Raw genomic sequence first — 26580 nt, forward strand, 5'->3', positions numbered from 1 at the left:
GGGCTGTTGCGGGGCGGGGCCGGACGGGCGCGGCGCCGGGGTGCTGGGCCGCCCGGGCTGCAGACGGTCCCGCAGGAATTCGTCGTTCATGGGCTCCTCGCGTGCCGGGCTGTCGTTCGTCGCGCCGATGGGCCGGCCGCGACGAACGTATTACGTGATAAGCGCCACGGTCCAACCTGCGACGCAGGGTGTGACCAATTCCCGTCCAGTATCTCCCGCGGCGCTCCGTGCGCGAACCTGCAAACTCGGCTTAGCGCAGCAGCGATGCCCCTGGCTGGGCGCTGAGCACGCTCATACCGGCACCAGCAACATCGCCCGCCCCCGCGGATCGCACGTCAGCAAACTCTTAGCCCGGGGCCGCGCCGGAGCCTGGATCTCTGGGATACGCGCAGCTATGCAAAGAATTCGTGGCCCCGGACAATGGGGCTGGCAGGATGGAGGATCAATGGCGGCAGCGAAATTTACGACGCTGCCAGCTGGCGGTTAGACTTGACGAAGTTGGCATGTCAGGCGGGTATTGTCATATCGTTTTACGACTTGTCGAGACCGGTTCCAGGCCACCGTTCAGAGCTGCACGGACATCCCTAACGACGGGATCATCTCCGCCTGGGGCACAGCCCATCGAGACAAGACCGACGGGGTTCTAGCCCGCAACCTTCGGGTGCGACCTCGGTGGGGCCGCTGCTAACGGCCGCACAGAACGTTCAGGTGAAGGGTCAGGTGCATATGACGCCCAAGCGCGTCGGGTTATACAACCCCGCGTTCGAGCACGACGCGTGCGGGGTTGCCATGGTCGTCGATATGCACGGCCGTCGTAGCCGCGACATTGTGGACAAGGCAATCACCGCGCTGCTGAACCTCGAACACCGGGGTGCCCAGGGTGCCGAGCCGCGCAGTGGCGACGGCGCCGGCATCATGCTTCAGGTCCCGGACGCCTTCCTGCGCGAGGTCGTGGACTTCGAGCTGCCCCCCGAGGGCAGCTACGCCACCGGCATCGCCTTCCTGCCGCAGTCGTCCAAGGACGCGGCGACGGCGTGTGCCGCGGTGGAGAAGATCGCCGAAGCCGAGGGCCTGACGGTGCTGGGCTGGCGCAACGTGCCCATCGACGACTCATCGCTGGGCGCGTTGTCCCGCGACGCGATGCCGACCTTCCGCCAGGTGTTCATGGCGGGCGAATCCGGTATGACGCTGGAGCGCCGCGCCTACGTGGTGCGTAAGCGCGCCGAGCACGAACTGGGCACCAAGGGCCCGGGCCAGGACGGTCCCGGCCGCGAAACCGTGTATTTCCCAAGCCTTTCCGGTCGGACGTTCATCTACAAGGGCATGCTGACCACGCCCCAGCTCAAGGCGTTTTACCTTGACCTGCAAGACGATCGGTTGACCAGCGCGCTGGGCATCGTGCACTCGCGGTTTTCCACCAACACCTTCCCGTCGTGGCCGCTGGCGCATCCGTTCCGCCGCGTCGCGCACAACGGTGAGATCAACACCGTCACCGGTAACGAGAACTGGATGCGGGCCCGCGAGGCGCTGATCAAGACCGACGTTTTCGGAGCGGAAGCCGACGTCGAGAAGTTGTTCCCGATCTGTACGCCGGGGGCATCGGACACCGCCCGCTTCGATGAGGCGCTGGAACTGCTCCACCTGGGCGGGCGCAGCCTGGCGCACGCGGTGTTGATGATGATCCCGGAGGCCTGGGAACGCAACGAGTCGATGGACCCCGCACGCCGGGCGTTCTACCAGTACCACGCCTCGTTGATGGAGCCGTGGGACGGCCCCGCGTCGATCACGTTCTCCGACGGAACGATCATCGGCGCCGTGCTCGACCGTAATGGCCTGCGCCCCTCGCGGATCTGGGTCACCGAAGACGGCCTGGTGGTGATGGCGTCCGAGGCCGGTGTGCTGGACCTGGACCCGGCCAAGGTGGTCCGCCGGATGCGGTTGCAGCCCGGCCGCATGTTCCTGGTGGACACCGCGCAGGGCCGCATCGTCGCCGACGAGGAGATCAAGGCGGAGCTGGCCGCCGAGCACCCCTACCAGGAGTGGCTGGACCGGAACCTGGTGCCGCTCGACGACCTGCCGCAGGGCAACTACAAGCGGATGCCCCACGACCGACTGGTCAAGCGTCAGCAGACATTCGGCTATACCTACGAGGAACTCAACCTCTTGGTCGCGCCGATGGTGCGCAGCGGCGCCGAGCCGATCGGGTCGATGGGCACCGACACGCCGGTCGCGGTACTCTCGCAGCGGCCCCGGATGCTCTACGACTACTTCCAGCAGCTCTTCGCGCAGGTGACCAACCCGCCGCTGGACGCCATCCGCGAGGAGGTGGTGACCAGTCTGCAGGGCACCACCGGCGGCGAGCGCGACCTGCTCACGCCGACCGAGCACTCGTGTCACCAGATCGCGCTGTCACAGCCGATTCTGCGTAACCGGGAGCTGGCGAAGCTGATCAATCTCGACCCGGAGGACGAGGTCAACGGTCGCCCGCATGGCATGCGTTCCAAGGTGATTCGCTGCCTGTACCCGGTCGCCGAGGGCGGCGCCGGGCTGGCTGCCGCGCTCGAGGACGTCCGCGCGCAGGCGTCAGCGGCGATCGCTGACGGCGCGCGCGTGATCATCCTGTCCGACCGCGAATCCGACGCGAAGATGGCGCCCATCCCTTCGCTGCTCGCGGTGGCGGGGGTGCACCACCACCTGGTGCGCGACCGGACCCGCACCCACGTCGGGCTGGTGGTGGAAACCGGTGACGCCCGCGAGGTGCACCACATGGCCGCGCTGGTCGGCTTCGGTGCGGCGGCGATCAACCCGTACATGGCGTTCGAGTCCATCGAGGACATGCTCGATCGCGGCGTCATCGAAGGCATCGACCGCAAGACGGCGCTGAGCAACTACATCAAGGCCGCCGGCAAGGGCGTGCTGAAAGTCATGTCCAAGATGGGCATTTCGACGGTGGCGTCGTACACCGGCGCCCAGTTGTTCCAGGCTGTCGGCATTTCCGAGGATGTGCTCAGCGAGTACTTCACCGGCTTGAGCTGCCCCATCGGCGGCATCACCCTGGACGACATCGCCGCCGACGTCGCCGCGCGGCACGCGCTGGCCTACCTGGACCGGCCGAACGAGCGGGCCCACCGCGAGCTCGAGGTCGGCGGGGAATACCAGTGGCGCCGCGAGGGCGAGTACCACCTGTTCAACCCCGAGACCGTCTTCAAGCTGCAGCACGCCACGCGCACCGGCCAGTACAAGGTGTTCAAGGATTACACCCGCCTGGTCGACGACCAGAGCGAGCGGATGGCATCCCTGCGTGGCCTGCTCAAGTTCCGGGCCGGGATCAACCCCCCGATCCCGCTGGACGAAGTCGAGCCCGCCAGCGAGATCGTCAAGCGCTTCTCGACCGGCGCGATGAGCTACGGCTCGATCTCCGCCGAGGCGCACGAAACGCTGGCCATCGCGATGAACCGGCTGGGTGGTCGGTCCAACTGCGGTGAGGGCGGCGAAGACGTCAAGCGGTTCGACCGCGATCCCAACGGGGATTGGCGGCGCAGCTCGATCAAGCAGGTCGCCTCCGGGCGGTTCGGCGTCACGTCGCATTACCTGACGAACTGCACCGACATCCAGATCAAGATGGCCCAAGGTGCGAAACCCGGTGAGGGCGGCCAGCTTCCGGGGCACAAGGTGTATCCGTGGGTCGCCGAGGTGCGCCACTCCACCCCGGGTGTCGGCTTGATCTCGCCGCCGCCGCACCACGACATCTATTCCATCGAGGATCTGGCGCAGCTGATCCACGACCTGAAGAACGCCAACCCGTCCGCGCGGGTGCACGTGAAGCTGGTCTCCGAGAACGGCGTCGGCACAGTGGCCGCGGGGGTTTCCAAGGCCCACGCCGACGTGGTGCTGATCTCCGGGCACGACGGCGGCACCGGTGCGACGCCGCTGACTTCGATGAAGCATGCCGGGGCTCCGTGGGAGCTGGGGCTGGCCGAGACGCAGCAGACCTTGCTGCTGAACGGATTACGCGACCGGATCGTGGTCCAGGTCGACGGTCAGCTCAAGACGGGGCGCGACGTGATGATCGCGGCGCTGCTCGGCGCCGAGGAATTCGGCTTCGCCACCGCGCCGCTGGTGGTCTCCGGCTGCATCATGATGCGGGTCTGTCACCTGGACACCTGCCCCGTCGGGGTGGCCACCCAGAACCCGGTGCTTCGCGAGCGTTTCACCGGCAAGCCTGAATTCGTCGAGAACTTCTTCATGTTCATCGCCGAAGAGGTCCGCGAATACATGGCGCAGTTGGGCTTCCGCACGCTCAACGAGGCCGTCGGCCAGGTGAAGTCCCTGGACATGACGCTGGCGCGGGCCCACTGGAAGGCGCACCGGCTGGATCTGGCCCCGGTTCTGCATGAGCCGGAATCGGCGTTCATGAACCAGGACCTGTACTGCAGCTCGCGCCAGGACCACGGCCTGGACAAGGCGCTGGACCAGCAGTTGATCGTGATGAGCCGCGAGGCGCTGGACTCCGGAAAGCCGGTGCGGTTCTCCACGACCATCAGCAACGTCAACCGCACGGTGGGCACCATGCTCGGCCACGAGGTCACCAAAGCCTATGGCGGACAAGGGTTGCCGGACGGAACCATCGACATCACCTTCGACGGGTCGGCAGGCAACAGCTTCGGCGCGTTCGTGCCGCGAGGCATCACGCTGCGCGTCTACGGCGACGCGAACGATTACGTCGGTAAGGGCCTGTCGGGCGGGCGGATCGTGGTCCGGCCGTCGGACGACGCTCCCCAGGACTACGTCGCCGAGGACAACATCATCGGCGGCAACGTGATCCTGTTCGGCGCGACCAGCGGCGAGGCGTACCTGCGCGGCGTTGTCGGCGAGCGGTTCGCGGTCCGTAACTCCGGGGCGCACGCCGTCGTCGAGGGCGTCGGCGACCACGGTTGCGAGTACATGACCGGCGGCAAGGTTGTCGTCCTCGGTCGCACCGGCCGTAACTTCGCGGCGGGCATGTCCGGCGGCGTGGCCTACATTTACGATCCGCAGGGCGAATTCCCAGGCAATCTCAACGCGGAGATGGTCGAGCTCGAGAGCTTGGATGAAGATGACTACGAGTGGTTGCACGGCATGATCCAGGTACACGTTGATGCCACCGATTCCGCTGTCGGCCAGCGCATTCTGGGCGACTGGCCGCAGCACCAGCGGCACTTCGCCAAGGTGATGCCGCGGGACTACAAGCGGGTGTTGCAGGCCATCGCCGAAGCGGAACGCGACGGCGTGGATGTCGACAAGGCAGTCATGGCGGCCGCGCATGGCTGATCCGAGCGGCTTCCTGAAATACACGCATCGGGAACTGCCGAAGCGCCGGCCTGTCCCGATCCGGTTGCGCGACTGGCGCGAGGTCTACGAAGATTTCGACAACGAGACCTTGCGCGAGCAGGCGACCCGCTGCATGGACTGCGGTATTCCCTTCTGCCACAACGGTTGCCCGCTGGGCAACCTGATTCCGGAGTGGAACGACCTGGTGCGCAGGGACCGGTGGCACGACGCCATCGAGCGGCTGCACGCCACCAACAACTTCCCGGACTTCACCGGTCGCCTGTGCCCCGCTCCCTGCGAGCCGGCCTGTGTGCTCGGCATCAACCAAGATCCGGTGACGATCAAGCAGATCGAGCTGGAGATCATCGACAAGGCCTTCGACGAGGGCTGGGTGCGGCCGTTGCCGCCGGACACGAGGACCGGAAAGAAGGTCGCCGTGGTCGGTTCCGGGCCCGCGGGCCTGGCCGCCGCCCAGCAGCTGACTCGCGCCGGCCACACCGTCACCGTGTTCGAGCGGGCCGATCGCATCGGTGGACTGCTGCGCTACGGCATCCCGGAATTCAAGATGGAAAAGCGCGTCCTCGACCGCCGGCTGGACCAGATGCGGGCCGAGGGAACCGAATTCCGGAGCGGGGTCAACGTCGGAGTCGACATCACCGCCGAGCAACTGCGCGCCGACTTCGACGCCGTGGTGCTGGCCGGCGGTGCCACCGCCGCGCGTGATCTGCCGATCCCCGGCCGTGAGCTGGACGGGATCCACCAGGCGATGGAATACCTGCCGTGGGGTAACCGCGTGCAGCAGGGTGACGACGTGCTGGGGTCCGACGGGGAGCCGCCGATCACGGCCAAGGACAAGAAGGTCGTCATCATCGGTGGCGGCGACACCGGGGCCGACTGCCTGGGCACCGCGCACCGCCAGGGTGCGACGATCATCCACCAGTTCGAGATCATGCCGCGCCCGCCGGAGACGCGCGCCCCGTCCACCCCGTGGCCGACCTACCCGCTGATGTACCGGGTCTCCTCGGCGCACGAAGAGGGCGGCGAGCGGGTGTTCTCGGTCAACACCGAGGAATTCGCCGGCGAAGACGGTCACGTGACGGCGCTCAAGGCGCACGAGGTGACCATGCAGGACGGCAAGTTCGTCAAGGTGGAGGGATCCGAGTTCGAACTCGAGGTCGACCTGGTGTTGCTGGCGATGGGATTCGTCGGACCCGAGAAGGAGGGGCTGCTCACCGACCTCGAGGTGAAGCTCACCGAGCGCGGCAACGTCGCCCGCGGCGCCGATTTCGACACGTCGGTGCCGGGCGTCTTCGTCGCCGGTGACATGGGGCGTGGCCAGTCGCTGATCGTCTGGGCGATAGCTGAGGGCAGGGCCGCCGCGGCCGCGGCGGACCGATTCCTGATGGGGTCGACCGCGCTGCCGGCGCCGGTCAAGCCCACCGCAGCGCCGCTTCAGTAGTAACACCAGTCACACCAGAAACACACCCGGCTTTGCTCGGCGAGTCTTCCACTGTTTGCCGGACGATGGGTGTCTAATAACCCGTTGTGAGCCCGCTCACATGGGGTTCATACCGGTTTCCCGGTTGAACGACCGATCGCAGGAGTGATTCTTGTGCACATTCACCCATTACCTCGAACACGGATGGGGCGAATCGCCTGGTCATGGTTGCGTCACCCGGTGAAAAGTCGTGAGTTTCCCGCCAAGCACGAGCGTCTGGTAACCGCTCAGGACTTGCTGCTCTTCGGTGTGTGATCGCCCGGCCGCCGCCCTTACCGGCGGGCGGCGGGTTTGCTCAGAGTGCGCCCGGCGGGATTTTCGCCGGGAGACCCGGGATACGGCAAGAAGGCGGCCTCACCGGTCCCATAGACCCGAATCGCGGATCGCCTCGGCGAGCGGCTCCAGCACGGCCGGGTCGTGCGGCGGCGGCAGGTAGACGATGCCCAGATTTAAGCCTTCGGCGGCCAGCCCGGCGGCGTCCGCGATGACCTTCCCGTAATCGAGATCCGGCTCCAGCCGCAGGTGGGCCGAGAGCGTGATCTCCTTGGGGTCGCGGCCGATGTCCGCGCAGTGCGAGGCCAGCACGTCACGCTTGTGGGCGAAAACGTCGGGCGGGCCGCCCACGAAATTCCAGTGCTGGGCGTAGCGGGCGGTGATTCGCAGGGTGCGCTTCTCCCCACTGCCGCCGATGCAGATCGGCGGGTGCGGCCGCTGCGGACCCTTGGGCTCGTTGCGGGCGCCCTTGAGCTGGTAGAACTTGCCGTCGAAATCGGTGGTCTCCTGGCTGAGCAGGCTGGTCAGCACCTCGCACGCCTCCTCGAAGCGGTCGAAGCGTTCCTTGATGCTGCCCAGCTCGATGCCATAGGCGCCGGACTCCTCCTCGTTCCAGCCGGCGCCGATGCCCAGCTCGAGCCGCCCGTTCGAAATGATGTCGAGGGCCGCCGCCATGTTGGCCAGCACCGCGGGATGGCGGTAGTGGATCCCGGTCACCAGGGTGCCCACCCGCAGCCGTTTGGTGGCCTGCGCCAGTGCGGTCAACGTCGTCCAGCCCTCCAGGCAGGGCCCGCTGCTGTCGGAGGAGATCGGATAGAAGTGGTCGAAGGTCCACCCGGACTCGTAGGCCTCGATGTCGTCGGCCGCTTGCCAGACGGCCAGCATCTGTGCCCAGGTGGTGTTCTGCGGAGAAGTCTTGAACGCGAATCGCATTCCACTGACGTTAGCCGGTGTTTATGAAGGGCAACTAAACTCAAGCCCGCGATGACTTGTGGCTCCCTCGGGATAGGCACCAAGATCACCCTGCTGGCGGCGGGCCTGATCTTCCTGCTCGCGCTGATCCTGGGCGTGTGGAAATACCGCGAGATGATGACGTCCGAGAATCGCTTTGCGCATCCCTACGTCGACATCGCCCACCGGGCCGCGCTGCTGTATTCGTTCGCGACGCTGCTGCTCGCGGTCTTCGTGCAACTGAGCGCCTGGCCGGTGTGGGTGAACCTGACCGCCGCGGGCGTGGTCGTCTTCTTTTTCGTGGCAGCCATCGTGGCCTACATCAGCCACGGGGCGCGACGCGACACCGTCAACCAGTTCGAAAACGCCGACGGGCGAATCGCGGTGGCGATGGCGACGCTGATCGCCGGGGAGACCGGGGGTTCGGTGTGCTGCTCGCCGGGTTCGTCGCCGGCCAGCTGTTGTGATGGGCGGAGGTCCGACGGTGACCTGCGGCACCCGGCTTCGCCGCGCTCGCAATCATCGGCACACTGGGGTCATGGACCCGGTAGCGGCGTTACGGCAGATCGCCTACTTCAAGGACCGGAGCCGCCACGACCCCAGGCGTGTGATGGCGTATCGCAACGCGGCCGACATCATCGAGGCCCTCGACGAGGCGACCCGGGAGCGTCACGGCCAGGCCAACAGCTGGCAGTCGCTGCCGGGGATCGGTCCCAAAACGGCCAAGGTCATCGACCAGGCGTGGTCCGGCCGCGAGCCCGACCTGCTGGTCGAACTCCGCTCCACTGCCGAGGATCTCGGTGGCGGCGACATCCGTTCCGCGCTGCGCGGCGACCTGCATCTGCACTCCAACTGGTCGGACGGCTCGGCGCCGATCGAGGAGATGATGGCGTCCGCGGCGGCGCTGGGACACGAGTACTGCGCGCTGACCGACCACTCACCACGGCTGACCATCGCCAACGGCCTCTCGCCGGAGCGGTTACGCAAACAGCTCGACGTGATCGACGGCCTGCGGGAGAAGTTCGCGCCGATGCGCATCCTGACCGGGATCGAGGTCGACATCCTCGACGACGGCAGCCTTGATCAGGAACCCGAGTTGCTGGAGCGCCTCGACGTGGTGGTGGCCAGCGTGCATTCCAAGTTGTCGATGGATGCCCCGGCGATGACGCGGCGCATGCTGCGCGCGGTGGCCAATCCGCACGCCGACGTGCTCGGTCACTGCACCGGCCGGCTGGTCTCGGGGAATCGCGGCATCCGGCCGGAATCGAAGTTCGACGCCGAAGCGGTGTTCACCGCGTGCCGCGACCACGGCACCGCGGTGGAGATCAACTCCCGGCCCGAGCGCCGCGATCCGCCGACCCGGCTGCTGAACCTGGCGCTGGAGATCGGGTGCGTGTTCACCATCGATACCGACGCCCATGCGCCCGGCCAGTTGGATTTCCTCGGTTACGGCGCCCAGCGCGCGCTGGACGCGGGCGTCCCCGTCGACCGGATCGTGAACACCTGGCCGGCCGGGCGGCTGCTGGAGTGGACCGGCGCCAGTTAGCCGAGATGGTGGCGACCCGCTTCGCCCGGCTGCGCCGCCCTCGCGATCGCCACTAGTCCGGTAGGTGCGGCATTTCGAAGCCAGGGTCGCGGCGCAGCAGCACCGCGGGCGTGAGTGCCGACTTGCCGTAGCGGCGGCGCACCCGGTCGATGGCCGCGTCGATGTCGTCGCCCGGCACGCGATGCTTCGGCTCGCCGAAGGGCAGCATCAGCTGCTGGGAGCCGCTGAGGTCGATGCCCGACACCGCGAACCCGACCAACGTCAGGCCGCGCTGCGCGATGAGCGGTGTGGCGTCAGCGACCAGCCGGCGCGCGGCGGCCGACAGCGGCGCGGTGGACGACGTGGCCCACGGCAACGTGTGCGACCGGGTCACGCGGGTGAAGTCGGCGAAACGCAGGCGCAGCACCACCGTGCGACCGGTGCGCCCGGCGGCGCGCATGCGGCCGGTGATGCGGTCGATCAGGTTGACCACCACGGCGTCGATCTCGTTGGGCGACATGGTGTTTCCGGCGCGGCCCAATGCCCGCTGCGCGCCGACGGATCGGCGACGGACCCCGGTGGTCACCCGCCGGCGGTCGATATTGCGCGACAGCGCGTAAAGCTGGCGACCCATCGCACCGCCGACCATGGAACCCAGCGCGGACTCGCTGAGCTCGGCGACGTCGGCGACGGTCACGATGCCGTGCGCGCGCAGCTTCTCGGCGGTCACCGCGCCCACACCCCAGAGCCGACGCACCGGCAACGGCCGCAGGAAGGTCAGCTCCTGATCGGGCGGCACCAGCAGCAGCCCGTCCGGCTTGGCCTCCTGGCTGGCGACCTTGGCGAGGAACTTCGTGCGCGCGACGCCGACGGTGATCGGCAGCCCGACGCGGTCGCGCACGTCCGTCCGCAGGCGCTCGGCGATCGCGACCGGAGTGCCGCCGACCCGGCGCAGCCCGCCGACATCGAGGAAGGCCTCGTCCACCGACAGGGCCTCGACGATCGGGGAGCAATCCCGGAACACCTCGAAGACGGCGTCACTGGCGCGCGAGTAGGCGCTCATCCGCGGGGGCACCACGACGGCTTGCGGGCACAACCGCCGGGCCTGGGATCCGCCCATGGCGGTGCGTACGCCGTAGGCCTTGGCCTCGTAGCTCGCGGCCAGCACCACACCGCCGCCCACGATTACCGGGCGGCCACGCAAGGTCGGGTCGTCGCGCTGTTCGACGGACGCGTAGAAGGAGTCGAGGTCCGCGTGCAGGATGGACGCATCGCACCGCACGAACATATGTTCGCACAGGGCACCGACAAGCGGCTGTCAGCAGGCGTCGCCGTAGACGCTGCTGACCCAGATGTGCACCAGCGTGTCGAGCAGCTGCCCGCTGGGCACCGACGGTCGCCCGTCGGCGAAGGAGCTGAGCATGACCTTTTCGTTGAGCAGGTTCAGCGCCGCGGACAGATTGTGGGCCGGCAGCGTCACCGGCGCCGCGCCGCGGGCGCGTTCGGCTTCGATCACGGTGGTGGTGTGGTCGACCCATTTCTGCATGAAGCGCGACCACAGGTCGTCGACATCCTTGTTGGTGCGCGCTGCGTCGGCGGCGAGTGACACCGCGCGGTGCGCCCCGAAGGTCTCGACGAAGACGTTGATCCCGATGCGCCACAGCGCTTTCAGGTCGGCGGGTGGGTTGGCGATCATGGTCACCAGCGCGGAGTCTGCCTCCATGATCACGCGCTCGAAGAGGGTGAGCAGCACCGCGTCCTTGGATGGGAAATAGAAGTAGAACGTCGGCCGGGACAGGCCGGCGCCCTTGGCCAGGTCGTCGACGGAGATGTCGGCGAGCGGGCGGTCCCGCAGCAGCTGCTCGGCGGTGGACAGGATGGCCAGTTCGCGGTCGTCGCCGGACGGGCGCGCCGAACGCCTGCCCCGGTGGGTGCGGGCGGAACCGACGGTAGTCACGGCCGCTACTTTACACGTTGTCGAAATTTTCAACACGGCGTTGACTGATTCAACACCGTGTTGATAGCGTTGCGTTCATGACTGAGCATCTTGACGTCCTCATCGTGGGCGCCGGTATCTCCGGCGTGAGCGCGGCCTGGCACCTGCAGGAACGCTGCCCGACTAAGAGCTACGCCATCCTCGAACGTCGCGCCGACCTGGGCGGCACCTGGGACCTGTTCAAGTACCCGGGCATCCGGTCGGACTCGGACATGTTCACCCTGGGTTTCCGGTTCAAGCCCTGGCGCTCGGCGAAGTCGATCGCCGACGGAGCCTCGATCAAGGCCTATATCAAGGAGGCCGCGGTTGAGAACAAGATCGAGCCGAAAATCCGCTACCGGCACCGGGTGGTGGCCGCCGACTGGTCCGACAGCGACAACCGCTGGACCGTGACCGTCGAGAGCGGCGGCCGGCAGAGCGAGATCACGTGTTCATTCCTGTTCGCCTGCACCGGTTACTACAACTACGACGAGGGGTTCTCGCCGTCCTTCCCGGGCTCGGACGACTTCGGCGGAACGATTGTCCACCCGCAGCACTGGCCCGAGGACCTCGACTACGCGGGCAAGCGGATCGTCGTCATCGGGTCCGGTGCCACCGCGATCACCCTGATTCCGGCCCTGGTGAACTCGGGCGCGGGTCACGTGACGATGCTGCAGCGCTCACCGACCTACATCGGCTCGCTGCCCGGGATCGATCCGTTCGCCGAGAAGGCCAACCGGCTGCTGCCCGACCACCTGGCACACATGGCCAACCGCTGGAAAGCCATCGCGTTCAGCACCTTCCAGTACCAGCTGTCCCGCAAGGCCCCGGGCTACATGCGCAAAACGTTGATGACGATGGCGCAGCGTCGCCTGCCCGAGGGCTACGACGTCGAGAAGCACTTCGGCCCGCGCTACAACGTCTGGGACGAGCGGTTGTGCCTGGCCCCCGACGGCGACTTCTTCCGGACCATCAGGCACGGCAAGGCCGACGTTGTCACCGACACCATCGACCGGTTCACCAAGACCGGTATCAAGCTCAGCTCGGGTGAGGAGCTGGCGGCCGACATCATTGTCACCGCAACGGGTTTGAACATGCAGCTGCTGGGCGGCGTGCAGCCGACCCGCAACGGTGAGGTCCTCGACCTGACCTCACTGATGACCTACAAGGGCCTGATGTTCTCCGGCATGCCGAACTTCGCCATCACCTTCGGCTACACCAACGCGTCCTGGACGCTGAAGGCCGACCTGGTCTCCGAGTTCGTGTGCCGGTTGCTGAACTACATGGACGCCAAGGATTTTGACTTCGTGGAGCCGCAGCATCCGGGCACGGGCGTCGATGAGCTGCCGTTCATGGACTTCACCCCCGGCTACTTCCGGCGTTCGATGCACCTGCTGCCCAAGTCGGGGTCGCGTGCCCCGTGGCGGCTCAAGCAGAATTACTTCATCGACATGCGCACGATCCGGCGCGGCAGGGTCGACGACGAAGGCTTGAAGTTCGCGAAAAAGCCTGCCCCGGTAGCGGTTTAGCGGATCACTGGCCCGCGACGACGACGATGCCGTCGTCGTCGCTGTAGGCGATCTCGCCCGGTACGAACGTCACCCCGCCCAGGGTGACCTCGACGTCGCGCTCGCCGGCACCGGTCTTGGTGCTCTTGCGGGGATTGGTGCCCAACGCCTTGATGCCGATGTCCATGCCGCGCAACGTGGCCGAGTCGCGCACCGCGCCGTTGACGATGAGGCCCGCCCAGCCGTTCGACCGGGCCAGCTCGGCGATGACGTCGCCGACCAACGCGGTGTGCAGGGAGCCGTCGCCATCGATGACCAAGACCCCGCCGCCGCCCGGTTCCGAGAGCACCGATTTCACCAGCGCGTTGTCCTGAAAGCACCGCACGGTGCTGATCGGCCCGGCGAATTCGGCCCGCCCGCCCAACTGGCGGAATTGCACGTCGCAGCTGCGTACGTCGGGACCGATGCTGTCTACGAGGTCGGCCGTCGGCCGGAAAGGCACCGTCACTTCTGACACGTTAGACGCTTGCCGCTCAGCGGCGACGCAGCTGGCGGATGAGCAGGATGGCCAGCAGGCTGACGGCCAGGGCAACGATCAGCGGTACTGGGGATTGGCCCACCGCCGGACCCGGGACCGCGGGAGAGACCGGGTTGTTGGCGGCCTCCACGGTGGACTTCGCCTGTGCAGCAGCATCTTTGGCGGCTGCGGTCAGGTCGCCGTTACTTTCGGCCCGCTGCTGCACGTCGAGCGGTTCCGCGGCCGACTGCTCGGGTGGTTTCAGGGGTGTGGGTTCGGCGGCCTTTGCCGGCACCTTCTTGGCGGGTGCCTTCTTGGCCGGCGCCTTTTTGGCGGGCGCCTTTTTCGCAGGTGCCTTTTTGGCCGGCGCTTTTGCGGTCTTTTCCGCCGCCTTGGCGGGCGGCTTCTTCTCCGGCGGGGTACCGGCGCTGCCGGGTGCGCCGTTCGTTGGGTCCTGCGGGTCTGCCATGCGGCCGCTCCTTGAGCTTCCTCTGTCGTCTTTTCCCTAGCTCAGTGGGTTCAAGGTCCCATCATGCCAGGACGCGTTGCGGCGCCTCCGGCACCCGTCGCCGGCCCCCGCTCTCACCGTCCGCGCCGCGCCGCCCACCACGCGCCGCCGGCGACGAGAGCCCCCGCGACCGCGACGAATGGCCAGATCGGGAGCGCGCCGCCGCCGTCAGGACCGGCCGCGGGTGGACCGGGCGTGCCGGTGCCGGGCACCGTGAGCCGAAACGGCCACGATCCGGACACCACGTGGCCGTCCGCGGACGTCACCCGGTAGTTCACCGTGTACGTCCCGGCCGGCCCGAGCGCGCGCAGGGCGATGCCGACCACCGCGCCCTGCACCGTGGGCTCTCCGGTTGACCACACGTTGCCGTCGGGCCCGACCACCGTCATGGCCGCGAACGTGGTTTGCAACTGCTCGTTGAAGGTGGCGCTCACCCGCTGCGGGCCGGCCGCCAGCACCGCATCGGCCGCGGGATCGGTGGAGACGCGGGTGGCGTGCGCGCCCGCGGTCGGCGCGGTCAGTGTGGCGATCACGAACATGACGCCCACGCACGCGCCGAGCGCCAGGCGCCTCATGTCCGTCGGCGGATCAGTGCGATCGCGACGCCGGCGGCGGCGACCACCAGGGCCGCGCCGCCCAACAGCCGGGCGGCGTTGTCGGCCGCGTTCGACCGTGCGGCGGCCGGCGCGGGCGCAGGTGACCCGTGGTGCTGGTGCGGGCCCGAGGGGCCGGTGGCGAGGGTGAGCATGGGCACCGGGTGCTCCGGCTCGCTTCCGTCGGGCAGCGGCGGCTGGTCCCATTTCACAACGGTTCCGTCGGCGTAAGTCTGCGTGGCGGGGAAGCTGACGGTATCGGTGTCGGGCAGCTTCACCGACAGCCGGAACAGCCCGAATTGATCTGGCCCGATCCCGCCGGTGAGGTTGGCCGTCCACGTCACCGAACGCACGGTGCCGGACGCGGCGTCCCGGTCGAGCTTGGCCGTCCAGCCCGGCAGGCTTTCGGTACGTGCCGATGCGACATTGGGAAGCGTGATGGTCAGCGCGGTGGTGAGCGCCCCGGTGTTCGATTCGTTGGGCACCTGGAATGTGACGATCGCCATGGCCCCGCGTACCGCGTTGTCGCTGCTGGCGTGCACGTGCGCCCAGGCGGCGGGGGTCTGGGCCGCCGATCCGAGATAGAGGGCGGCGGCCGCGGTGAGCGCGATCAGGGTGCGCGAGATCGACCTGCTGGGGATTGCCATGTGGGGGCGCTGCCTTCCGTGCGGGTGATCAACTCAGGCCGAGGCGGGCCATCAGGTCCGCTTCGATCCCGTCGAGCTGCGACGAGATCGCGGCGTGGGCAGCGCGCCGCCGCGCTGCCGGCATGTTCTCCGCGGCGGTGATCGCCGCCGACAGATCGGTGAGCCGTTCGGCGATGGCGGAGACGAACTGCTTGGTCTCGGCGTCCTTGGGCTTCTTGTCCTGCACCATCCGCAGCGACTTCTCCGCCCCGGCGATGCGGGCCGACAGCTGGGCCCCGTGGCCGGAGAACTGGCCGATCTGGGCCAGCGGAATGCCGAGCTGATCGGCGCGACGCTGATCGATCAGCGCGCGGGCCGCGACGGCCGCCCGGTAGATGAGCGGGGTGAGGATCGGCGCGAGCAGCCGAGACACCGTCAACACCCGTCGGATTCGTGTCGGTGAGAAGATCTTGCCCTCCCGCGCGGCTTTGAGTTCGGCCTCAGCGACTTTCAGTGCGTTGCGGTCGCTGTCGCGTTGGGCCTTGATCTGCGCGCGCAGCGCCTTGTTCTCCGCCCGTTGTGCGGATTTGGCGCGGCGAACCTCATTCTTCGCGGCCAGCTTGGCCTCGAGCTTCGCGCGGGCCTTGATCGCGCGGGCTTCGGCGCGACGCGTCGCGCGGCTCTTTCGCTTGCGGAACAGGCCCATTCCCGGCCGCCTCCCGGTTATCTCGTGGACTATCGCTCTCGCGGTTGCGCGATCCGCTGAGCCAACCCTAATCGGAATGGGCGGGCGGCAGCCCTCCAGGGCAGGCCGGCGGCCGGTGCCAGGCGCGGACGTCAGGCGTCTAAGTGCTCGGCCCGACGCAACTCGTTGACCCGCTCCATGACCTCACGCTGCGCCTCGGGGGACAGCTCGGCCGTGCGCACCGCGATGCGGCGCACGTTGTCGTCGCGCGTCGTGGCCAGCCACGACAACTCCTTGTCGAGCTTCTCGTAGTACTCGTCGTCGGTGAAGTAGGCCGACTTGATCCGGAAGAAGTTGGCCAGAGCGGCCATGGTCGCCGTCGACGGGTTAGTGCGGTTGCCGGAACGCAGCTGCGAGAGGTACGGAGCCGACATCGTTATGCCCTCCGCCTTGAGCGCCGCGATCACTTCCGCGGAGGTGTGCGGCCCGCGTCCTGGGGGATACACCGTATCGAACAGGCGGTTCAGGCGAGCAGCGAACGTCGTGCTCATTGATATGACCTCCACTGGGCTGTAGAAGTGAACTATTACCTAGGTGTATTTGCTGATCATGGTAGCGAGGCTTGGTAACCCTAATCAGGTGCAAACCCCAGGGGATTCCCGACCGGCATAGCTGACGCCCGCCACCTCCCCACTCGACGAGCGTCTAACTGATTCGCTGGGGTGTCCACTAAATCAATGAAACTCACAGGTTATCCGCAGAATTGGACATGCGTTCCGAAGTGGCGGGCGGATGGCCTGCTGACGGGCGCGATAATATGCCGGGCCGTGCTGGGAAATCGCACCGCAACGGGTCGGCGAGCCGGGCCGATTTAGCACACCCTTTGCTGCCGAATGCGAAAACCGCCCCGTTGTCTGCCGCGCTGCCCGGCAGACGGCCCCCGGACACCGGCGGTCGAGGCGCCGTTAACTTAGCCGGTTTTCGGTGGTCCGTCGCCGATTTGCCGTGACGGTTCTGCGGCCCCACCGCGTCTGCGCGACCGCGATTGCGGTAACGGCCATCGCCACGGCGACGGTCGCGGCGACGGCCATCCAGCGCCAGCCCAAGGCGCTGTCGAACAGCATCCACAACCCGAACGTCAGGAACAGCAGGCTGGCGGCGACGTGCAGCAGTTTTTCCGGCAGGCGCCGATGCAGCAGCCGTCCCGCGGCGATCGCCAGACCGTCGGCCAGCACCATGCCCAGTGTCGAGCCGATCCACACCCCGACCCAGTCGTGGTGGCTGGCCAACGTCACTGTCGCCAGGGCGGTCTTGTCGCTCATCTCGGCCAGCGCGAAAGACGACACCACGGTGAGGAAGGCGAATCGCGGTTCGCGCGGCTGCGACACCGTCTCGTCGGTGGCCGCGCCCTCCCGCCAGGCCCACACCGCGAAGGCGAGGAAGGCGAGGGCCGATACGAAGGCCAGCGGCCGGGCCGGCAGGGCGGCGCCCAGGAAGTGACCGATTGTCACCGAAGCCCCGTGCACCGTGAACGCGGCGAGCGCGACCCCGGTCAACACCACCCACCACCGGTAGCGCAGGGCGTAGGTCATGGTGATCAGTTGGGATCTGTCACCGAGTTCGGCGACGAACACCACTCCTAGGGTCAACAGGGTGGCGGCGAGCATGTCGGGTGACCTTTCGACGCGTCGTCGACGACCGCGGACGTCGTCGAACTCCGGTCGAAGGTCTCGCCCACCGGGTGAACCGGTTCGCCGGCCGGGCTGTGCGCCAGTATGTCGACTCGACGATTGGGGGCTACTCCCCTTCGCTGACGGTCCCAGATTAATGGGCCCATTCGGCGTCCGCCAGCGCGGCAACGGAGTTCGGCCGGCCGCAATTCTGGGATTTGAGACCCGAACTGTATTCGGGCATCTCGTTTATGCGGCGAGCAGCATTGCCAGTATTGCCGTATCGGGATGGCTGATCGGGTCGACACCGACCCGGCTCACCATCGACGTAATGGTGCCGTCGGCTTCCGCTTCCACCCACGCCGCCCGATGCTCGAGTCCGAGATACGGCAATCCGGGCAGCAATACGCATCCCGATGCCGCCCCGTTGCATTCCGGCAGTGACGGCGTGGTTTCCGAGGGCGGGTGCAACATGAGTAATGCCGGCGGCTGATGCTCTGCGAAATAGCCCGGCTGAATGGCTGATTCACCGAAAACCGTGCCCTCGGCCAGCACCAGTCCCACCGTGCCCGGCTCGGGCTCGTCCGGCAATTCCTCGCGGGCTCCGAAGACCGTTGTGGTCGAGAGCAATCCGGGCAGGGACGCGATCCGGACGGCGACCATGAGCAGCTGGGCCCATTCTTTGGTCGAATCGGGCCAACGCCCGGAGATCACGAATCCCTTCAAGGCACCACGTGAATGAAACGGGGAAACCCCGATAGGCCGATCTGCCCCTGTTTCCATTTTCGACCTCCGCGCGACGCCTCCGCTTGGAATAACCACACTGGTAAGTCCGAATAATTAAGCATGCCTGCGGTTTAGGCGCCGTGCAACATAGACACGGTCGATCAAAGGTCAGGCAGACGACGGGGGCGCCGCGCGACCGCGCGACGCCCCTGCCGATCGAAATGAAAGTCAGCCGAAAATCAGGCCCTGAGTTTTCGAGGTCGCGGCCGCGTACCGCTTCTGCACGTCCGCCCAGTTGACGACGTTCCAGAACGCCTTGACGTAATCCGCCTTGACGTTCTTGTACTGCAGGTAGAAGGCGTGCTCCCACATGTCGACCTGCAGCAAGGGGATGATGCCGAGTGGAACGTTGGCCTGCTGGTCGTAGAGCTGGAAGGTCAGCAGTCGGCTGCCGAGGGTGTCGTACCCCAGGACCGCCCAGCCCGAGCCCTGCAGCCCGTTGGCGGCCGCGCTGAATTGGGCGCGGAATCGGTCGAAGGATCCGAATGCGTCGTCGATCGCCGCGGCCAATTCGCCGGTCGGCTTGTCGCCGCCGTCCGGCGACAGGTTCTTCCACCAGATCGAGTGGTTGACGTGGCCGCCCAGGTGGAAGGCGAGGTTCTTTTCGTTCAGGAAGATCGCAGCGTGGTCCTCGTTGGCGCGGGCCTCTTCGAGCTTGGACAGAGCGTCATTCACGCCTTTGACGTACGTGGCGTGGTGCTTACTGTGGTGGATCTCGTTGATCTGCCCCGAGATGTGCGGTTCCAACGCTGCATAGTCCCAGTCCAAGTCGGGCAGGGTGTATTCAGCCACGGCATTCCTTTCTTCGATTATCGTCTTGACGCTCAGTCGCGCGGGGTCGCCTCACGGCGGCCAGCCGTTATCAACCCTGCTCCATGAGTGCGCGCTCCGCAAGAACGACCCTTGTGAGCCGGAACGCGGATACCCGCTCAGCGGCGGTTCAAGACAAGACGATGACCGCGAGCACCGCGAGCAACGCCAGGGCGATCAACCCGGCGCGCAACGCGGCGATGCTGTAGCTGTGATTCCACGCCGGCGAGCCGCAGTACGACTTCGACGGGCCCGGTGAACCCGGACCGAACGAATGCGTGGCCATCAATCGCCTTTCACCCCCCCCCGGTTCACCTCGCGTTAGTGAGGTGAGTCACAAACACTTTTCGCGAACGCGATCATAGCGCTTTGTGGCGAGCTTGAAAAATAAGGTGCTGAGCTGGGGGTTGGCGAGATGGCAGGGCTTAGACGACCGATGCGGCCGGGACATGAATCGTCGGCCGAGCGCGGCCGATGAGGATGTTTAGTGAGGCAATTCATTTCGCTCATCGACCGGTTTTGGGCTGTCGATGGCATGCGTGCAATTCCGGGGTGTTATCCACAGTTACACCACGGTCAGCTGCCAGAGGCTGTAGTGATGCGTTCTATACCCAGTGGGTGTGTGTGGATAAACCTGTGGAAACTGTGGATAGTCTCTGCCGCCTCCGTCGGTTGCCGAGCCCGCTCGGATGGGCGCCCATCGCGGGTCCCGCGCGGCGCCCCGACCGGTGTAACTCGGCCCGCCTCGGGACGGCGTTAGTCTGGTCCGGTGATCCAGGTGTGCTCCCAGTGCGGCACGCGCTGGAACGTGCGTGACCGACAACGAGAATGGTGTCCCCGCTGCCGCGGGGCCCTGCTGGCGCCCGCGCCGGACGCTCCGCCGGCCGACCCGCGATGGGGTGCGCCCGGCGCCCCGACGCAGGTTCGCCGCTCGGCGACGACGGTGTGGCAGCGCACGGCGCCGCGACTGCCGCCCGGCTACCGGTGGATTGCGGTACGGCCGGGCGCCGCGCCGCCGCCGCGACGCGGCCGCCGTCCCCTCGGGCCCACGCCGCGCTACACCGTCATACCGCGGTGGGGCTTGGCCGACCGCGTCGAGGAGGCGCCCGCGGCCGCGGAAGCACCCGCGCAGGCGGGGCCGCCGGCGCAGATCGTCCGCACCACGTCCTTCGTCAGCGTGCTGGTGCTCAGCATCGCCGCCCTGGTGTACGTGGTGCGGTACCTGCTGCTGGTGGTCAACCGGAACACCTTGCTGAACACATGGGTGGCCCTCGGAGCCGACTGGCTCGGCGTGCTCGCCAGCGTGGCCGCGGGGGCCGCGGTGATCGCCTCCGGCGTGGTGCTGATCCGCTGGATGATCGCCCGCCGCGCCGCCGTGTTCGCCCATCATGGCCTGCCCGAACAGCGCTCCACGCGTGCGCTGTGGGCCGGCTGCGTGGTGCCGCTGGCCAACCTGCTCTGGGCCCCGGTGTACGTGATCGAGCTTGCGCTGCTCGAAGAGCACTATGCCCGGCAGCGGGGCAGCATCCTTCAGTGGTGGGGCGCGTGGGTCTGCAGCTATGCCGTGTCCATCGCGGCCATCGCGACCAGCTTCGCCACCGACGCCCAGGGCATCGCCAACAACACCGTCCTGATGGTTTTCGCGTATCTGTTCGCGGCCGCCACGCTGGCCGCCGCCACCCGCGTCTTCGAGGGATTCCAGCGCAAACCCGTCGCCCGGCCCGCGCATCGCTGGGTTGCGGTTCCCGACGACGGGGCAGCTGCCCCGGCGTCGGCCGCCCCAGTTGAGTTGAAGGGGCAGGACCCGGCAGCATAGGGGTATGACGTGGGCCGACGAGGTGCTCGCCGGGCACCCCTATGTCGTCGCCCATCGCGGCGCGTCGGCCGCGCGGCCCGAACACACGCTGGCCGCCTATGACCTTGCGCTGAAAGAAGGCGCCGATGGGGTGGAATGCGATGTGCGCTTGACCCGTGACGGCCATCTGGTGTGCGTGCACGACCGCCGGCTGGACCGTACGTCGACCGGCGCCGGCTTGGTCAGCACGATGACCCTCGCCGAATTGCGCGAGCTCGAGTACGGGGCCTGGCACGACAGCTGGCGAGAAGACGGCGCGCACGGCGACACCAGTTTGCTGACGCTGGACGCGCTGGTGTCGCTGGTGCTGGATTGGCATCGGCCGGTGAAGCTGTTCATCGAAACCAAGCACCCGGTCCGGTACGGCTCGCTGGTGGAAACCAAGTTGCTCGCGTCGCTGCATCGGTTCGGCATCGCCGCGCCCGCCTCGGCGGACCGGTCCCGCGCGGTGGTGATGTCGTTTTCGGCGTCCGCGGTATGGCGGATCCGGCGGGCCGCGCCGCTGCTGCCGACGGTGCTGCTCGGCAAGACCGCGCGCTATCTGACCAGCGGTGCGCCCACCGCCATCGGCGCCACCGCCGTCGGGCCCTCGCTCACCACGCTGAAGGAATATCCCCAACTGGCCGACCGCGCGATCGCCCAGGGCAGGGCGGTCTACTGCTGGAACGTCGACGACTACGAAGACATCGATTTCTGCCGCGATGTCGGGGTGGCCTGGCTCGCCACCCACCACCCGGGCCGCACCAAGGCGTGGCTGCAGGGCAACCGGGCGGGCGAGGGCAACGGTTAGGCCGGCCGCTATTGCTGTTCGTCCGATGGGGGTAAGGGAGCGTCGGACGCCAACGACTGGAACAACTGCGCGGCCTCGTCGTGATTCCACACCACCACCGACCCGGCGTCACCGCTGGTGAACTCGCCGATCGGCACGGTCATGGTGGTTGTCGACCTGTGTAATGCCCAGCCGAGCCGGGCCAGATCCCAGACGTGGTCACCGCGGTCGACGGTCAGGGCGTCGGCGGCCGCGCGCGGCACCGAGAACCAGCGCCACGGATTAAGCCAGACCGCGGGACTGGCGGTCCGATGCAGCAGCGCCGCCACGAACTGCCGTTGATTGACCATCCGGTCCAGATCCGCCCGCGGCGTGTCGCGCGACCTGACGTAGCCGAGCGCGTTGCGGCCGTTGAGGGTCTGGCAGCCCGCTGGCAGCTCGATGCCGGCCAACGGATCGTTGAACGCCGTCTTTGGACACACCGTCACCCCGCCGAGCGCGTCCACCAGCCCGGCGAACCCGCCGAACCCGATCTCGGCGTAATGGTCGAGGCGCAGCCCGGTGGCCTGCTCCACCGTCTGGACCAGCAGTTGCGCGCCGCCCATCTCGAACGCGGCGTTGATTTTGTCCTTGCCGTGACCCGGGATCGGCACGTACGAATCACGCGGTATCGACACCATGGTCGTCGGCACTCCGGCGCCGACGCCCGGCACGTGAACCAGCAGGATCGTGTCGGTACGGCCGTTACCGATGTCGCCGCCGGTGGCCAGATCCTGCTGCTGCTCGGCGCTGAGCCCCTGGCGGCTGTCCGACCCGACGATGAGCCAGTTGGTGCCCCGGCCGGTCGCGGGGCGGTCGGGGTAGCCGGCGAGCACCTGCTCGCGGTGCAGTTTGTTGTCGAACCAGGCGGCCCCCGCGACGATGCCCGCGCCGATCAGCAGGAGGCCTACCAGCAGGACCGACACCACCGTGCGGACCCAGCGGAGCCCGCGCCGCCTGCGGGATGCGCGCGGCGCCTGCGGCCGGGGTGGCAGAACACGGGACGCCGGGGCAGCGGCCGCGGGTCGGGGCTGTGGTTGGTGCAGCGGCTGGGTCTGCGCGGTCGGTGACACCGGCGGGCCGCCCGGGCGGCGGATCACCTGCGGCGGCTCGGGACGCGGTTGTCCGGGACGCGGTTGTCCGGGACGCGGCTGTGCGGGTGGGCTCCCACCGGGAGGCCGCCGGCGGTGCGATGAGCGGTCGCCGTTCACCCGGTTAACGTACGTGCTCGGCGCTCCGCCGCGCCGGTTCGCCGCGATCAGGGCTAGGCCAATTGCCCTACTCCTCCTCACCCCGCTACGCGGGCTGCATCGTCGCAGGGCTAGGCCAATTGCCCTACTCCTCCTCACCCCGCTACGCGGGCTGCATCGTCGCAGGGCTAGGCCAATTGCCCTACTCCTCCTCACCCCGCTACGCGGGCTGCATCGTCGCAGGGCTAGGCCAATTGCCCTACTCCTCCTCACCCCGCTACGCGGGCTGCATCGTCGCAGGGCTAGCCGCGCGCGCGAAGTCCGTTGATGAACGGGCATCCCATCAGCACCCGGATGGCCTGGCTCAGGCCGGTCATGTCGTCGACCGGTTTGTGGAAGGGCAGCCGGACGTCGTGATCGCGGTCGTCGCCCTCGACGCGAAACCGGACGCCGTAGCGGTCCAGGCCCAGCGGTCGCACGTGGCCGCGCCGCAGCGGCGCCGGAAGCCTGGACACCAGTCGCGCGAGGACATCGCTGTGGGCGGTGTCCAGGTGCCACAGCAGGCTCGACTCGAGCGCGCAGAACGGGTCGGGCCGGGCATCCAGCAGGTCGCCCACGCTGACCGGCTCCGCGCCGGTGGCGTCGGTGACGACCACCGACGCGATCTCGAGCCGCAGCAGCGTATAGCGCGGTTCTGCGCCGTTTGCAGGCGCACAGCGCGGGGTGTCGACGCCCAGCAGCGCCGGATTCGGGCACTCGGCGGCGATCAGGTCGAGCGTGTCGAGGATCTCGCTCGGGTGCACCTCCTCGAGATGCCCGCGCACCCAGACCAGCGAACGGACCGGTTCCCGCAGCGGAAGCGGCGCGTAGTCGGTCAACTCCAGCAGCGCCTGGGATCCCGAGATGGGGCGTTCGAGCTCGCCGGCCCGTTCGACGGGGACCGCCAGCGCGACGGATCCGTCGTCCATCAGGTGATGCACCGGGGTGGCGACCGGGTCGTCATGCTCGATGGCCAGCAGCGCTCCACTGGCGCGGACACAGGCGCTGCGAATCCGTTCGGCGGTGGTCGGGGCGGGGCAGCTCAGCGGTAACACCATTCTCATCCTTAGATTAGGTAAGCCTAAGTTAACTCACCCGTGGTGGCGTCGCAAGGGTTTTCTGGCCTGCACGCCGCTAGGGTTGGGACGTGGCCCGCATCGCTTACCTCGGTCCGGAGGGGACGTTCACTGAGGCGGCGCTACGACAGATCACCGCCGCCGGCCTGGTACCCGGGCAAGGCGGAGGAGTGGAACCATCGCCCGTCGAAAGCACCTCCGCGGCCCTGGCCGCCGTGCGCGACGACGCCGCCGACTACGCCTGCGTCCCGATCGAGAATTCAATCGACGGTTCGGTGACGCCCACCTTGGACAGCCTGGCCATCGGCTCACCCCTGCAGGTGTTCGCCGAAACCACGCTGGACGTCGCGTTCAGCATCGTCGTCAAACCGGGCCGCGGCGCGGCGGACGTGCGGACGCTGGCGGCCTTCGGCGTCGCGGCGGCCCAGGTACGACGGTGGGTGGCCGCCAATCTGGCCGACGCCAAGCTGCGGCCTGCGTACTCCAACGCCGACGCCGCCCAGCAGGTGGCCGAGGGACACGTCGACGCCGCCGTGACCTCGCCGCTGGCCGCCACCCGCTGGGGACTGGACACCCTGGCCGAGGGCGTCGTCGACGAATCCAACGCCCGCACCCGTTTCCTTCTGGTCGGTCGGCCGGGGAAACCGCCGGCCCGCACCGGAGCCGACCGCACCTCGGTGGTGCTGCGCATCGACAACGCGCCCGGCGCGCTGCTGGGCGCGCTCGCCGAATTCGGCGTCCGTGGCATCGACCTGACGCGCATCGAATCCCGGCCGACCCGAACCGGACTCGGCACCTACCGGTTTTTCGCCGACTGTGTCGGCCACATCGACGACGATGCCGTCGCCGAGGCACTCAAGGCGCTGCACCGTCGTTGTGCTGATGTGCGATACCTGGGGTCCTGGCCCACCGGCTCACCCGCCGGGGCGTTGCCGCCGTCGGCCGACGAGGGCGCGCGCTGGCTGACGCAGCTGCGGGGCGGAACGCCAGACGAGCGGGGGTCGCAGGGGTGAGCGGTCGGTTGATCCTGGTGCGACACGGCCAGTCATTCGGAAACGTCGAGCGCCGGCTCGACACGCGGCCGCCCGGGGCGGAGCTGACCCCGTTGGGCCGCGAGCAGGCCCGCGCGTTCGCCCGCGGGTCGGGGCGGCCGGCGATGCTCGCGCACTCGGTGGCCACCCGGGCCTTGCAGACCGCCGCCGTGATCGGGGACCAGGTCGAGATGCCGCCCATCGAGGTACCGGGCGTCCACGAGGTCCAGGTCGGGCGGCTGGAAAACCGCAACGACGACGACGCGGTCGCCGAGTTCAATGCGATCTACCAGCGTTGGCACCGCGGCGAACTCGACGTCGCGCTCCCCGGCGGCGAAACCGGCAACGACGTGCTGGACCGGTACGTGCCGGTGCTCACCGACCTGCGCTTGCGCTATCTCGACAACCACGACTTCCACGGCGACATCGTTCTCGTCAGCCACGGCGCGGCGATCCGGCTCGCGGCCGCCGTGTTGGCGGGCGTGGAGGCCGACTTCGCGCTGGAAAACCACCTGGACAACACCCAATCGGTGGCGTTGACACCGATCACCGACGGGCGGTGGAGCTGCGTGCGCTGGGGAACCTTGACGCCGCCGTTCTACCTGGAGGAAGAGGCGACCCCGGTCGGGGACGCGGTGCGGTCAAGCAGCGACCCGATGGGCTGACCTCGCGGTCAGACTGCCAGCGCGATTACCTCGGTGCAGGCGCAGGTGCAGCCGACGGCGTCGCAGTCGATGAAGAAGGCGTGCGGCAACACCTCAGGGGTGAAGCAGTCCGGCTCCGTGCATTCCGACCGGTGCAGTGCGTGGCGAATGATGGTGCCGTGACAGTGATCTAAGCCTGCCCGGCAGTCGCGGCAGTCAATGCTCATAGGTGAGTTCATAGCACTCGGCGCGGACAAATCTGGGATGCCGCGCCCGGGAATCCGGCGGGCGGGCGAGGTCCTCAGGCCCAGCCCAGCTCGTGCAGCCGGTCGTCGTCGATGCCGAAGTGGTGAGCGACTTCGTGGATCACCGTGATGGCCACCTCCTCGACGACCTCGTCCTCGGATTCGCAGACGTCCAGCAGCGCGTCGCGGTAGATGGTGATGGCATCCGGCAACGAGCCGAAGTAGTCGGAGTCGCGTTCGGTCAGCGCCACCCCCTCGTACAGCCCGAGCAGTTCGGTGTCCTCGGGATGGCGGCCTTGGACCAGCACGACGACGTTGTCCATGGCGGCCGCCAGCTCGGGCGGGATCAGGTCCAGGGCGTCGGAGACCAGTTCGTCGAAGCGCTGCGGATCCATCCGCACGGACACCCGCCTAGCCTCCCGGCGGGGGCTCGGCGGGCGGCGGTGCCTCCGGGGCG

The 26580-nt window shown here is 67.9% G+C and carries 24 protein-coding genes and 2 pseudogenes; 9 read left to right on the plus strand and 17 right to left on the minus strand.

The window, feature by feature from the left end:
• Nucleotides 1–726: 726 nt before the first annotated feature.
• Both gltB and B8W69_RS28125 read left to right on the plus strand, forming a co-directional pair.
• Nucleotides 727–5310: a glutamate synthase large subunit gene (gene gltB, locus B8W69_RS28120; protein WP_085292955.1), complete on the plus strand. Its 4584-nt coding sequence runs from the start codon at nt 727–729 to the stop codon at nt 5308–5310.
• Nucleotides 5303–6769 carry a glutamate synthase subunit beta gene (locus B8W69_RS28125; RefSeq protein ID WP_085292956.1) on the plus strand — a complete coding sequence of 489 codons (1467 nt, stop codon included), beginning with the start codon at nt 5303–5305 and terminating at the stop codon, nt 6767–6769. The genes gltB and B8W69_RS28125 overlap by 8 nt, the downstream gene beginning before the upstream one ends.
• A gap of 393 nt (nt 6770–7162) precedes the next feature.
• On the opposite strand, the gene B8W69_RS28130 is transcribed toward B8W69_RS28125, so the two are convergent.
• Nucleotides 7163–8014, minus strand: coding sequence for an LLM class F420-dependent oxidoreductase (locus tag B8W69_RS28130; RefSeq protein ID WP_085292957.1), 852 nt, complete (start codon nt 8012–8014; stop codon nt 7163–7165).
• A 51-nt stretch (nt 8015–8065) separates the two neighbouring features.
• Between B8W69_RS28130 and B8W69_RS28135 the strand changes: the two are divergent.
• Both B8W69_RS28135 and B8W69_RS28140 read left to right on the plus strand, forming a co-directional pair.
• Nucleotides 8066–8499 (plus strand): annotated as a pseudogene (locus B8W69_RS28135) (hypothetical protein).
• Nucleotides 8500–8570: 71 nt separating this feature from the next.
• Nucleotides 8571–9578, plus strand: a complete 1008-nt coding sequence (locus B8W69_RS28140; RefSeq protein WP_085292958.1) for a PHP domain-containing protein — start codon at nt 8571–8573, stop codon at nt 9576–9578.
• A gap of 52 nt (nt 9579–9630) precedes the next feature.
• On the opposite strand, the gene dinB is transcribed toward B8W69_RS28140, so the two are convergent.
• Together dinB and B8W69_RS28150 are read right to left on the minus strand one after the other, a co-directional pair.
• Nucleotides 9631–10845 carry a DNA polymerase IV gene (dinB, locus tag B8W69_RS28145; protein WP_085292959.1) on the minus strand — a complete coding sequence of 405 codons (1215 nt, stop codon included), beginning with the start codon at nt 10843–10845 and terminating at the stop codon, nt 9631–9633.
• 30 nt (nt 10846–10875) lie between these two features.
• On the minus strand, nt 10876–11514 hold the full coding sequence (locus tag B8W69_RS28150) for a TetR/AcrR family transcriptional regulator (protein WP_085292960.1): 639 nt from the start codon (nt 11512–11514) through the stop codon (nt 10876–10878).
• Between the two features lie 77 nt (nt 11515–11591).
• Here B8W69_RS28150 and B8W69_RS28155 point away from each other — a divergent pair, with 77 nt between their 5' ends.
• The gene (locus tag B8W69_RS28155) at nt 11592–13061 is read left to right on the plus strand and encodes a flavin-containing monooxygenase (protein WP_085292961.1); all 1470 of its coding nucleotides are present in this window, start codon (nt 11592–11594) and stop codon (nt 13059–13061) included.
• A gap of 4 nt (nt 13062–13065) precedes the next feature.
• Here B8W69_RS28155 and rraA read toward each other — a convergent pair whose 3' ends face one another.
• From rraA to B8W69_RS30795, 10 genes are all read right to left on the minus strand, one after another.
• On the minus strand, nt 13066–13548 hold the full coding sequence (gene rraA, locus B8W69_RS28160; protein WP_085292962.1) for a ribonuclease E activity regulator RraA: 483 nt from the start codon (nt 13546–13548) through the stop codon (nt 13066–13068).
• A 25-nt stretch (nt 13549–13573) separates the two neighbouring features.
• Entirely contained in the window at nt 13574–14026 is a 453-nt protein-coding gene (locus tag B8W69_RS31880) for an Rv3852 family protein (RefSeq protein WP_085292963.1), read from the minus strand.
• Nucleotides 14027–14139: 113 nt separating this feature from the next.
• Nucleotides 14140–14640, minus strand: coding sequence for a copper resistance CopC family protein (locus tag B8W69_RS28170; RefSeq protein WP_085292964.1), 501 nt, complete (start codon nt 14638–14640; stop codon nt 14140–14142).
• On the minus strand, nt 14637–15305 hold the full coding sequence (locus B8W69_RS28175) for a YcnI family copper-binding membrane protein (RefSeq protein ID WP_085292965.1): 669 nt from the start codon (nt 15303–15305) through the stop codon (nt 14637–14639). Before B8W69_RS28175 ends, B8W69_RS28170 begins: the two co-directional genes overlap by 4 nt.
• 28 nt (nt 15306–15333) lie before the next feature.
• The gene (locus B8W69_RS28180) at nt 15334–15990 is read right to left on the minus strand and encodes a DUF6474 family protein (protein ID WP_064951840.1); all 657 of its coding nucleotides are present in this window, start codon (nt 15988–15990) and stop codon (nt 15334–15336) included.
• Nucleotides 15991–16121: 131 nt separating this feature from the next.
• Nucleotides 16122–16520 carry a hypothetical protein gene (locus tag B8W69_RS28185; RefSeq protein WP_007771864.1) on the minus strand — a complete coding sequence of 133 codons (399 nt, stop codon included), beginning with the start codon at nt 16518–16520 and terminating at the stop codon, nt 16122–16124.
• 414 nt (nt 16521–16934) lie between these two features.
• Nucleotides 16935–17636, minus strand: coding sequence for a TMEM165/GDT1 family protein (locus tag B8W69_RS28190; RefSeq protein WP_085292966.1), 702 nt, complete (start codon nt 17634–17636; stop codon nt 16935–16937).
• Between the two features lie 252 nt (nt 17637–17888).
• Nucleotides 17889–18422, minus strand: a complete 534-nt coding sequence (locus B8W69_RS28200) for a peptidase (RefSeq protein WP_085292967.1) — start codon at nt 18420–18422, stop codon at nt 17889–17891.
• 171 nt (nt 18423–18593) lie between these two features.
• Entirely contained in the window at nt 18594–19217 is a 624-nt protein-coding gene (locus B8W69_RS28205) for a superoxide dismutase (protein ID WP_008262954.1), read from the minus strand.
• Nucleotides 19218–19365: 148 nt separating this feature from the next.
• On the minus strand, nt 19366–19521 hold the full coding sequence (locus B8W69_RS30795; protein ID WP_165762711.1) for a hypothetical protein: 156 nt from the start codon (nt 19519–19521) through the stop codon (nt 19366–19368).
• Between the two features lie 483 nt (nt 19522–20004).
• On the opposite strand from B8W69_RS30795, the gene B8W69_RS28210 reads away from it, so the two are divergent.
• Together B8W69_RS28210 and B8W69_RS28215 are read left to right on the plus strand one after the other, a co-directional pair.
• Nucleotides 20005–21051, plus strand: a complete 1047-nt coding sequence (locus B8W69_RS28210; RefSeq protein ID WP_181447506.1) for a DUF4328 domain-containing protein — start codon at nt 20005–20007, stop codon at nt 21049–21051.
• A 4-nt stretch (nt 21052–21055) separates the two neighbouring features.
• Entirely contained in the window at nt 21056–21880 is an 825-nt protein-coding gene (locus B8W69_RS28215; protein ID WP_085292968.1) for a glycerophosphodiester phosphodiesterase, read from the plus strand.
• Between the two features lie 8 nt (nt 21881–21888).
• On the opposite strand, the gene B8W69_RS28220 is transcribed toward B8W69_RS28215, so the two are convergent.
• Nucleotides 21889–23109: an LCP family protein gene (locus tag B8W69_RS28220; RefSeq protein ID WP_245843393.1), complete on the minus strand. Its 1221-nt coding sequence runs from the start codon at nt 23107–23109 to the stop codon at nt 21889–21891.
• A gap of 281 nt (nt 23110–23390) precedes the next feature.
• Complete coding sequence (locus tag B8W69_RS28230) at nt 23391–24185, minus strand: DUF2470 domain-containing protein (RefSeq protein WP_085292970.1); 795 nt, start codon at nt 24183–24185, stop codon at nt 23391–23393.
• An 89-nt stretch (nt 24186–24274) separates the two neighbouring features.
• Here B8W69_RS28230 and pheA point away from each other — a divergent pair, with 89 nt between their 5' ends.
• Both pheA and B8W69_RS28240 read left to right on the plus strand, forming a co-directional pair.
• Complete coding sequence (gene pheA, locus B8W69_RS28235; RefSeq protein ID WP_085292971.1) at nt 24275–25216, plus strand: prephenate dehydratase; 942 nt, start codon at nt 24275–24277, stop codon at nt 25214–25216.
• A complete protein-coding gene (locus tag B8W69_RS28240) occupies nt 25213–25899 on the plus strand; it encodes a histidine phosphatase family protein (protein ID WP_085292972.1) in 687 nt (228 codons plus the stop codon). Before pheA ends, B8W69_RS28240 begins: the two co-directional genes overlap by 4 nt.
• Before the next feature lie 8 nt (nt 25900–25907).
• Here the strand turns inward: B8W69_RS28240 and B8W69_RS30990 are convergent, their stop codons facing one another.
• Together B8W69_RS30990 and B8W69_RS30995 are read right to left on the minus strand one after the other, a co-directional pair.
• On the minus strand, nt 25908–26105 hold the full coding sequence (locus B8W69_RS30990; protein WP_085292973.1) for a hypothetical protein: 198 nt from the start codon (nt 26103–26105) through the stop codon (nt 25908–25910).
• Nucleotides 26106–26530: pseudogene (locus tag B8W69_RS30995) on the minus strand (metallopeptidase family protein); the annotation flags it as partial. It abuts the gene before it with no gap.
• Nucleotides 26531–26580: the final 50 nt, after the last annotated feature.

The organism is Mycolicibacterium vulneris (assembly GCF_002104765.1).
Classification (GTDB): domain Bacteria; phylum Actinomycetota; class Actinomycetes; order Mycobacteriales; family Mycobacteriaceae; genus Mycobacterium; species Mycobacterium vulneris.

What these genes read in the sequence shown, in the direction of transcription:
- B8W69_RS28175 (WP_085292965.1), bottom strand. Translation starts at nt 15,305, where the DNA reads ATGGCAATCCCCAGCAGGTCGATCTCGCGCACCCTGATCGCGCTCACC.
- B8W69_RS28215 (WP_085292968.1), top strand. Translation starts at nt 21,056, where the DNA reads ATGACGTGGGCCGACGAGGTGCTCGCCGGGCACCCCTATGTCGTCGCC.
- B8W69_RS28185 (WP_007771864.1), bottom strand. Translation starts at nt 16,520, where the DNA reads ATGAGCACGACGTTCGCTGCTCGCCTGAACCGCCTGTTCGATACGGTG.
- B8W69_RS30990 (WP_085292973.1), bottom strand. Translation starts at nt 26,105, where the DNA reads ATGAGCATTGACTGCCGCGACTGCCGGGCAGGCTTAGATCACTGTCAC.
- B8W69_RS28155 (WP_085292961.1), top strand. Translation starts at nt 11,592, where the DNA reads ATGACTGAGCATCTTGACGTCCTCATCGTGGGCGCCGGTATCTCCGGC.
- B8W69_RS31880 (WP_085292963.1), bottom strand. Translation starts at nt 14,026, where the DNA reads ATGGCAGACCCGCAGGACCCAACGAACGGCGCACCCGGCAGCGCCGGT.
- B8W69_RS30795 (WP_165762711.1), bottom strand. Translation starts at nt 19,521, where the DNA reads ATGGCCACGCATTCGTTCGGTCCGGGTTCACCGGGCCCGTCGAAGTCG.
- B8W69_RS28230 (WP_085292970.1), bottom strand. Translation starts at nt 24,185, where the DNA reads ATGGTGTTACCGCTGAGCTGCCCCGCCCCGACCACCGCCGAACGGATT.
- B8W69_RS28140 (WP_085292958.1), top strand. Translation starts at nt 8,571, where the DNA reads ATGGACCCGGTAGCGGCGTTACGGCAGATCGCCTACTTCAAGGACCGG.
- B8W69_RS28180 (WP_064951840.1), bottom strand. Translation starts at nt 15,990, where the DNA reads ATGGGCCTGTTCCGCAAGCGAAAGAGCCGCGCGACGCGTCGCGCCGAA.
- gltB (WP_085292955.1), top strand. Translation starts at nt 727, where the DNA reads ATGACGCCCAAGCGCGTCGGGTTATACAACCCCGCGTTCGAGCACGAC.
- B8W69_RS28125 (WP_085292956.1), top strand. Translation starts at nt 5,303, where the DNA reads ATGGCTGATCCGAGCGGCTTCCTGAAATACACGCATCGGGAACTGCCG.
- B8W69_RS28170 (WP_085292964.1), bottom strand. Translation starts at nt 14,640, where the DNA reads ATGAGGCGCCTGGCGCTCGGCGCGTGCGTGGGCGTCATGTTCGTGATC.
- B8W69_RS28130 (WP_085292957.1), bottom strand. Translation starts at nt 8,014, where the DNA reads ATGCGATTCGCGTTCAAGACTTCTCCGCAGAACACCACCTGGGCACAG.
- dinB (WP_085292959.1), bottom strand. Translation starts at nt 10,845, where the DNA reads ATGTTCGTGCGGTGCGATGCGTCCATCCTGCACGCGGACCTCGACTCC.
- B8W69_RS28200 (WP_085292967.1), bottom strand. Translation starts at nt 18,422, where the DNA reads ATGGAAACAGGGGCAGATCGGCCTATCGGGGTTTCCCCGTTTCATTCA.
- B8W69_RS28190 (WP_085292966.1), bottom strand. Translation starts at nt 17,636, where the DNA reads ATGCTCGCCGCCACCCTGTTGACCCTAGGAGTGGTGTTCGTCGCCGAA.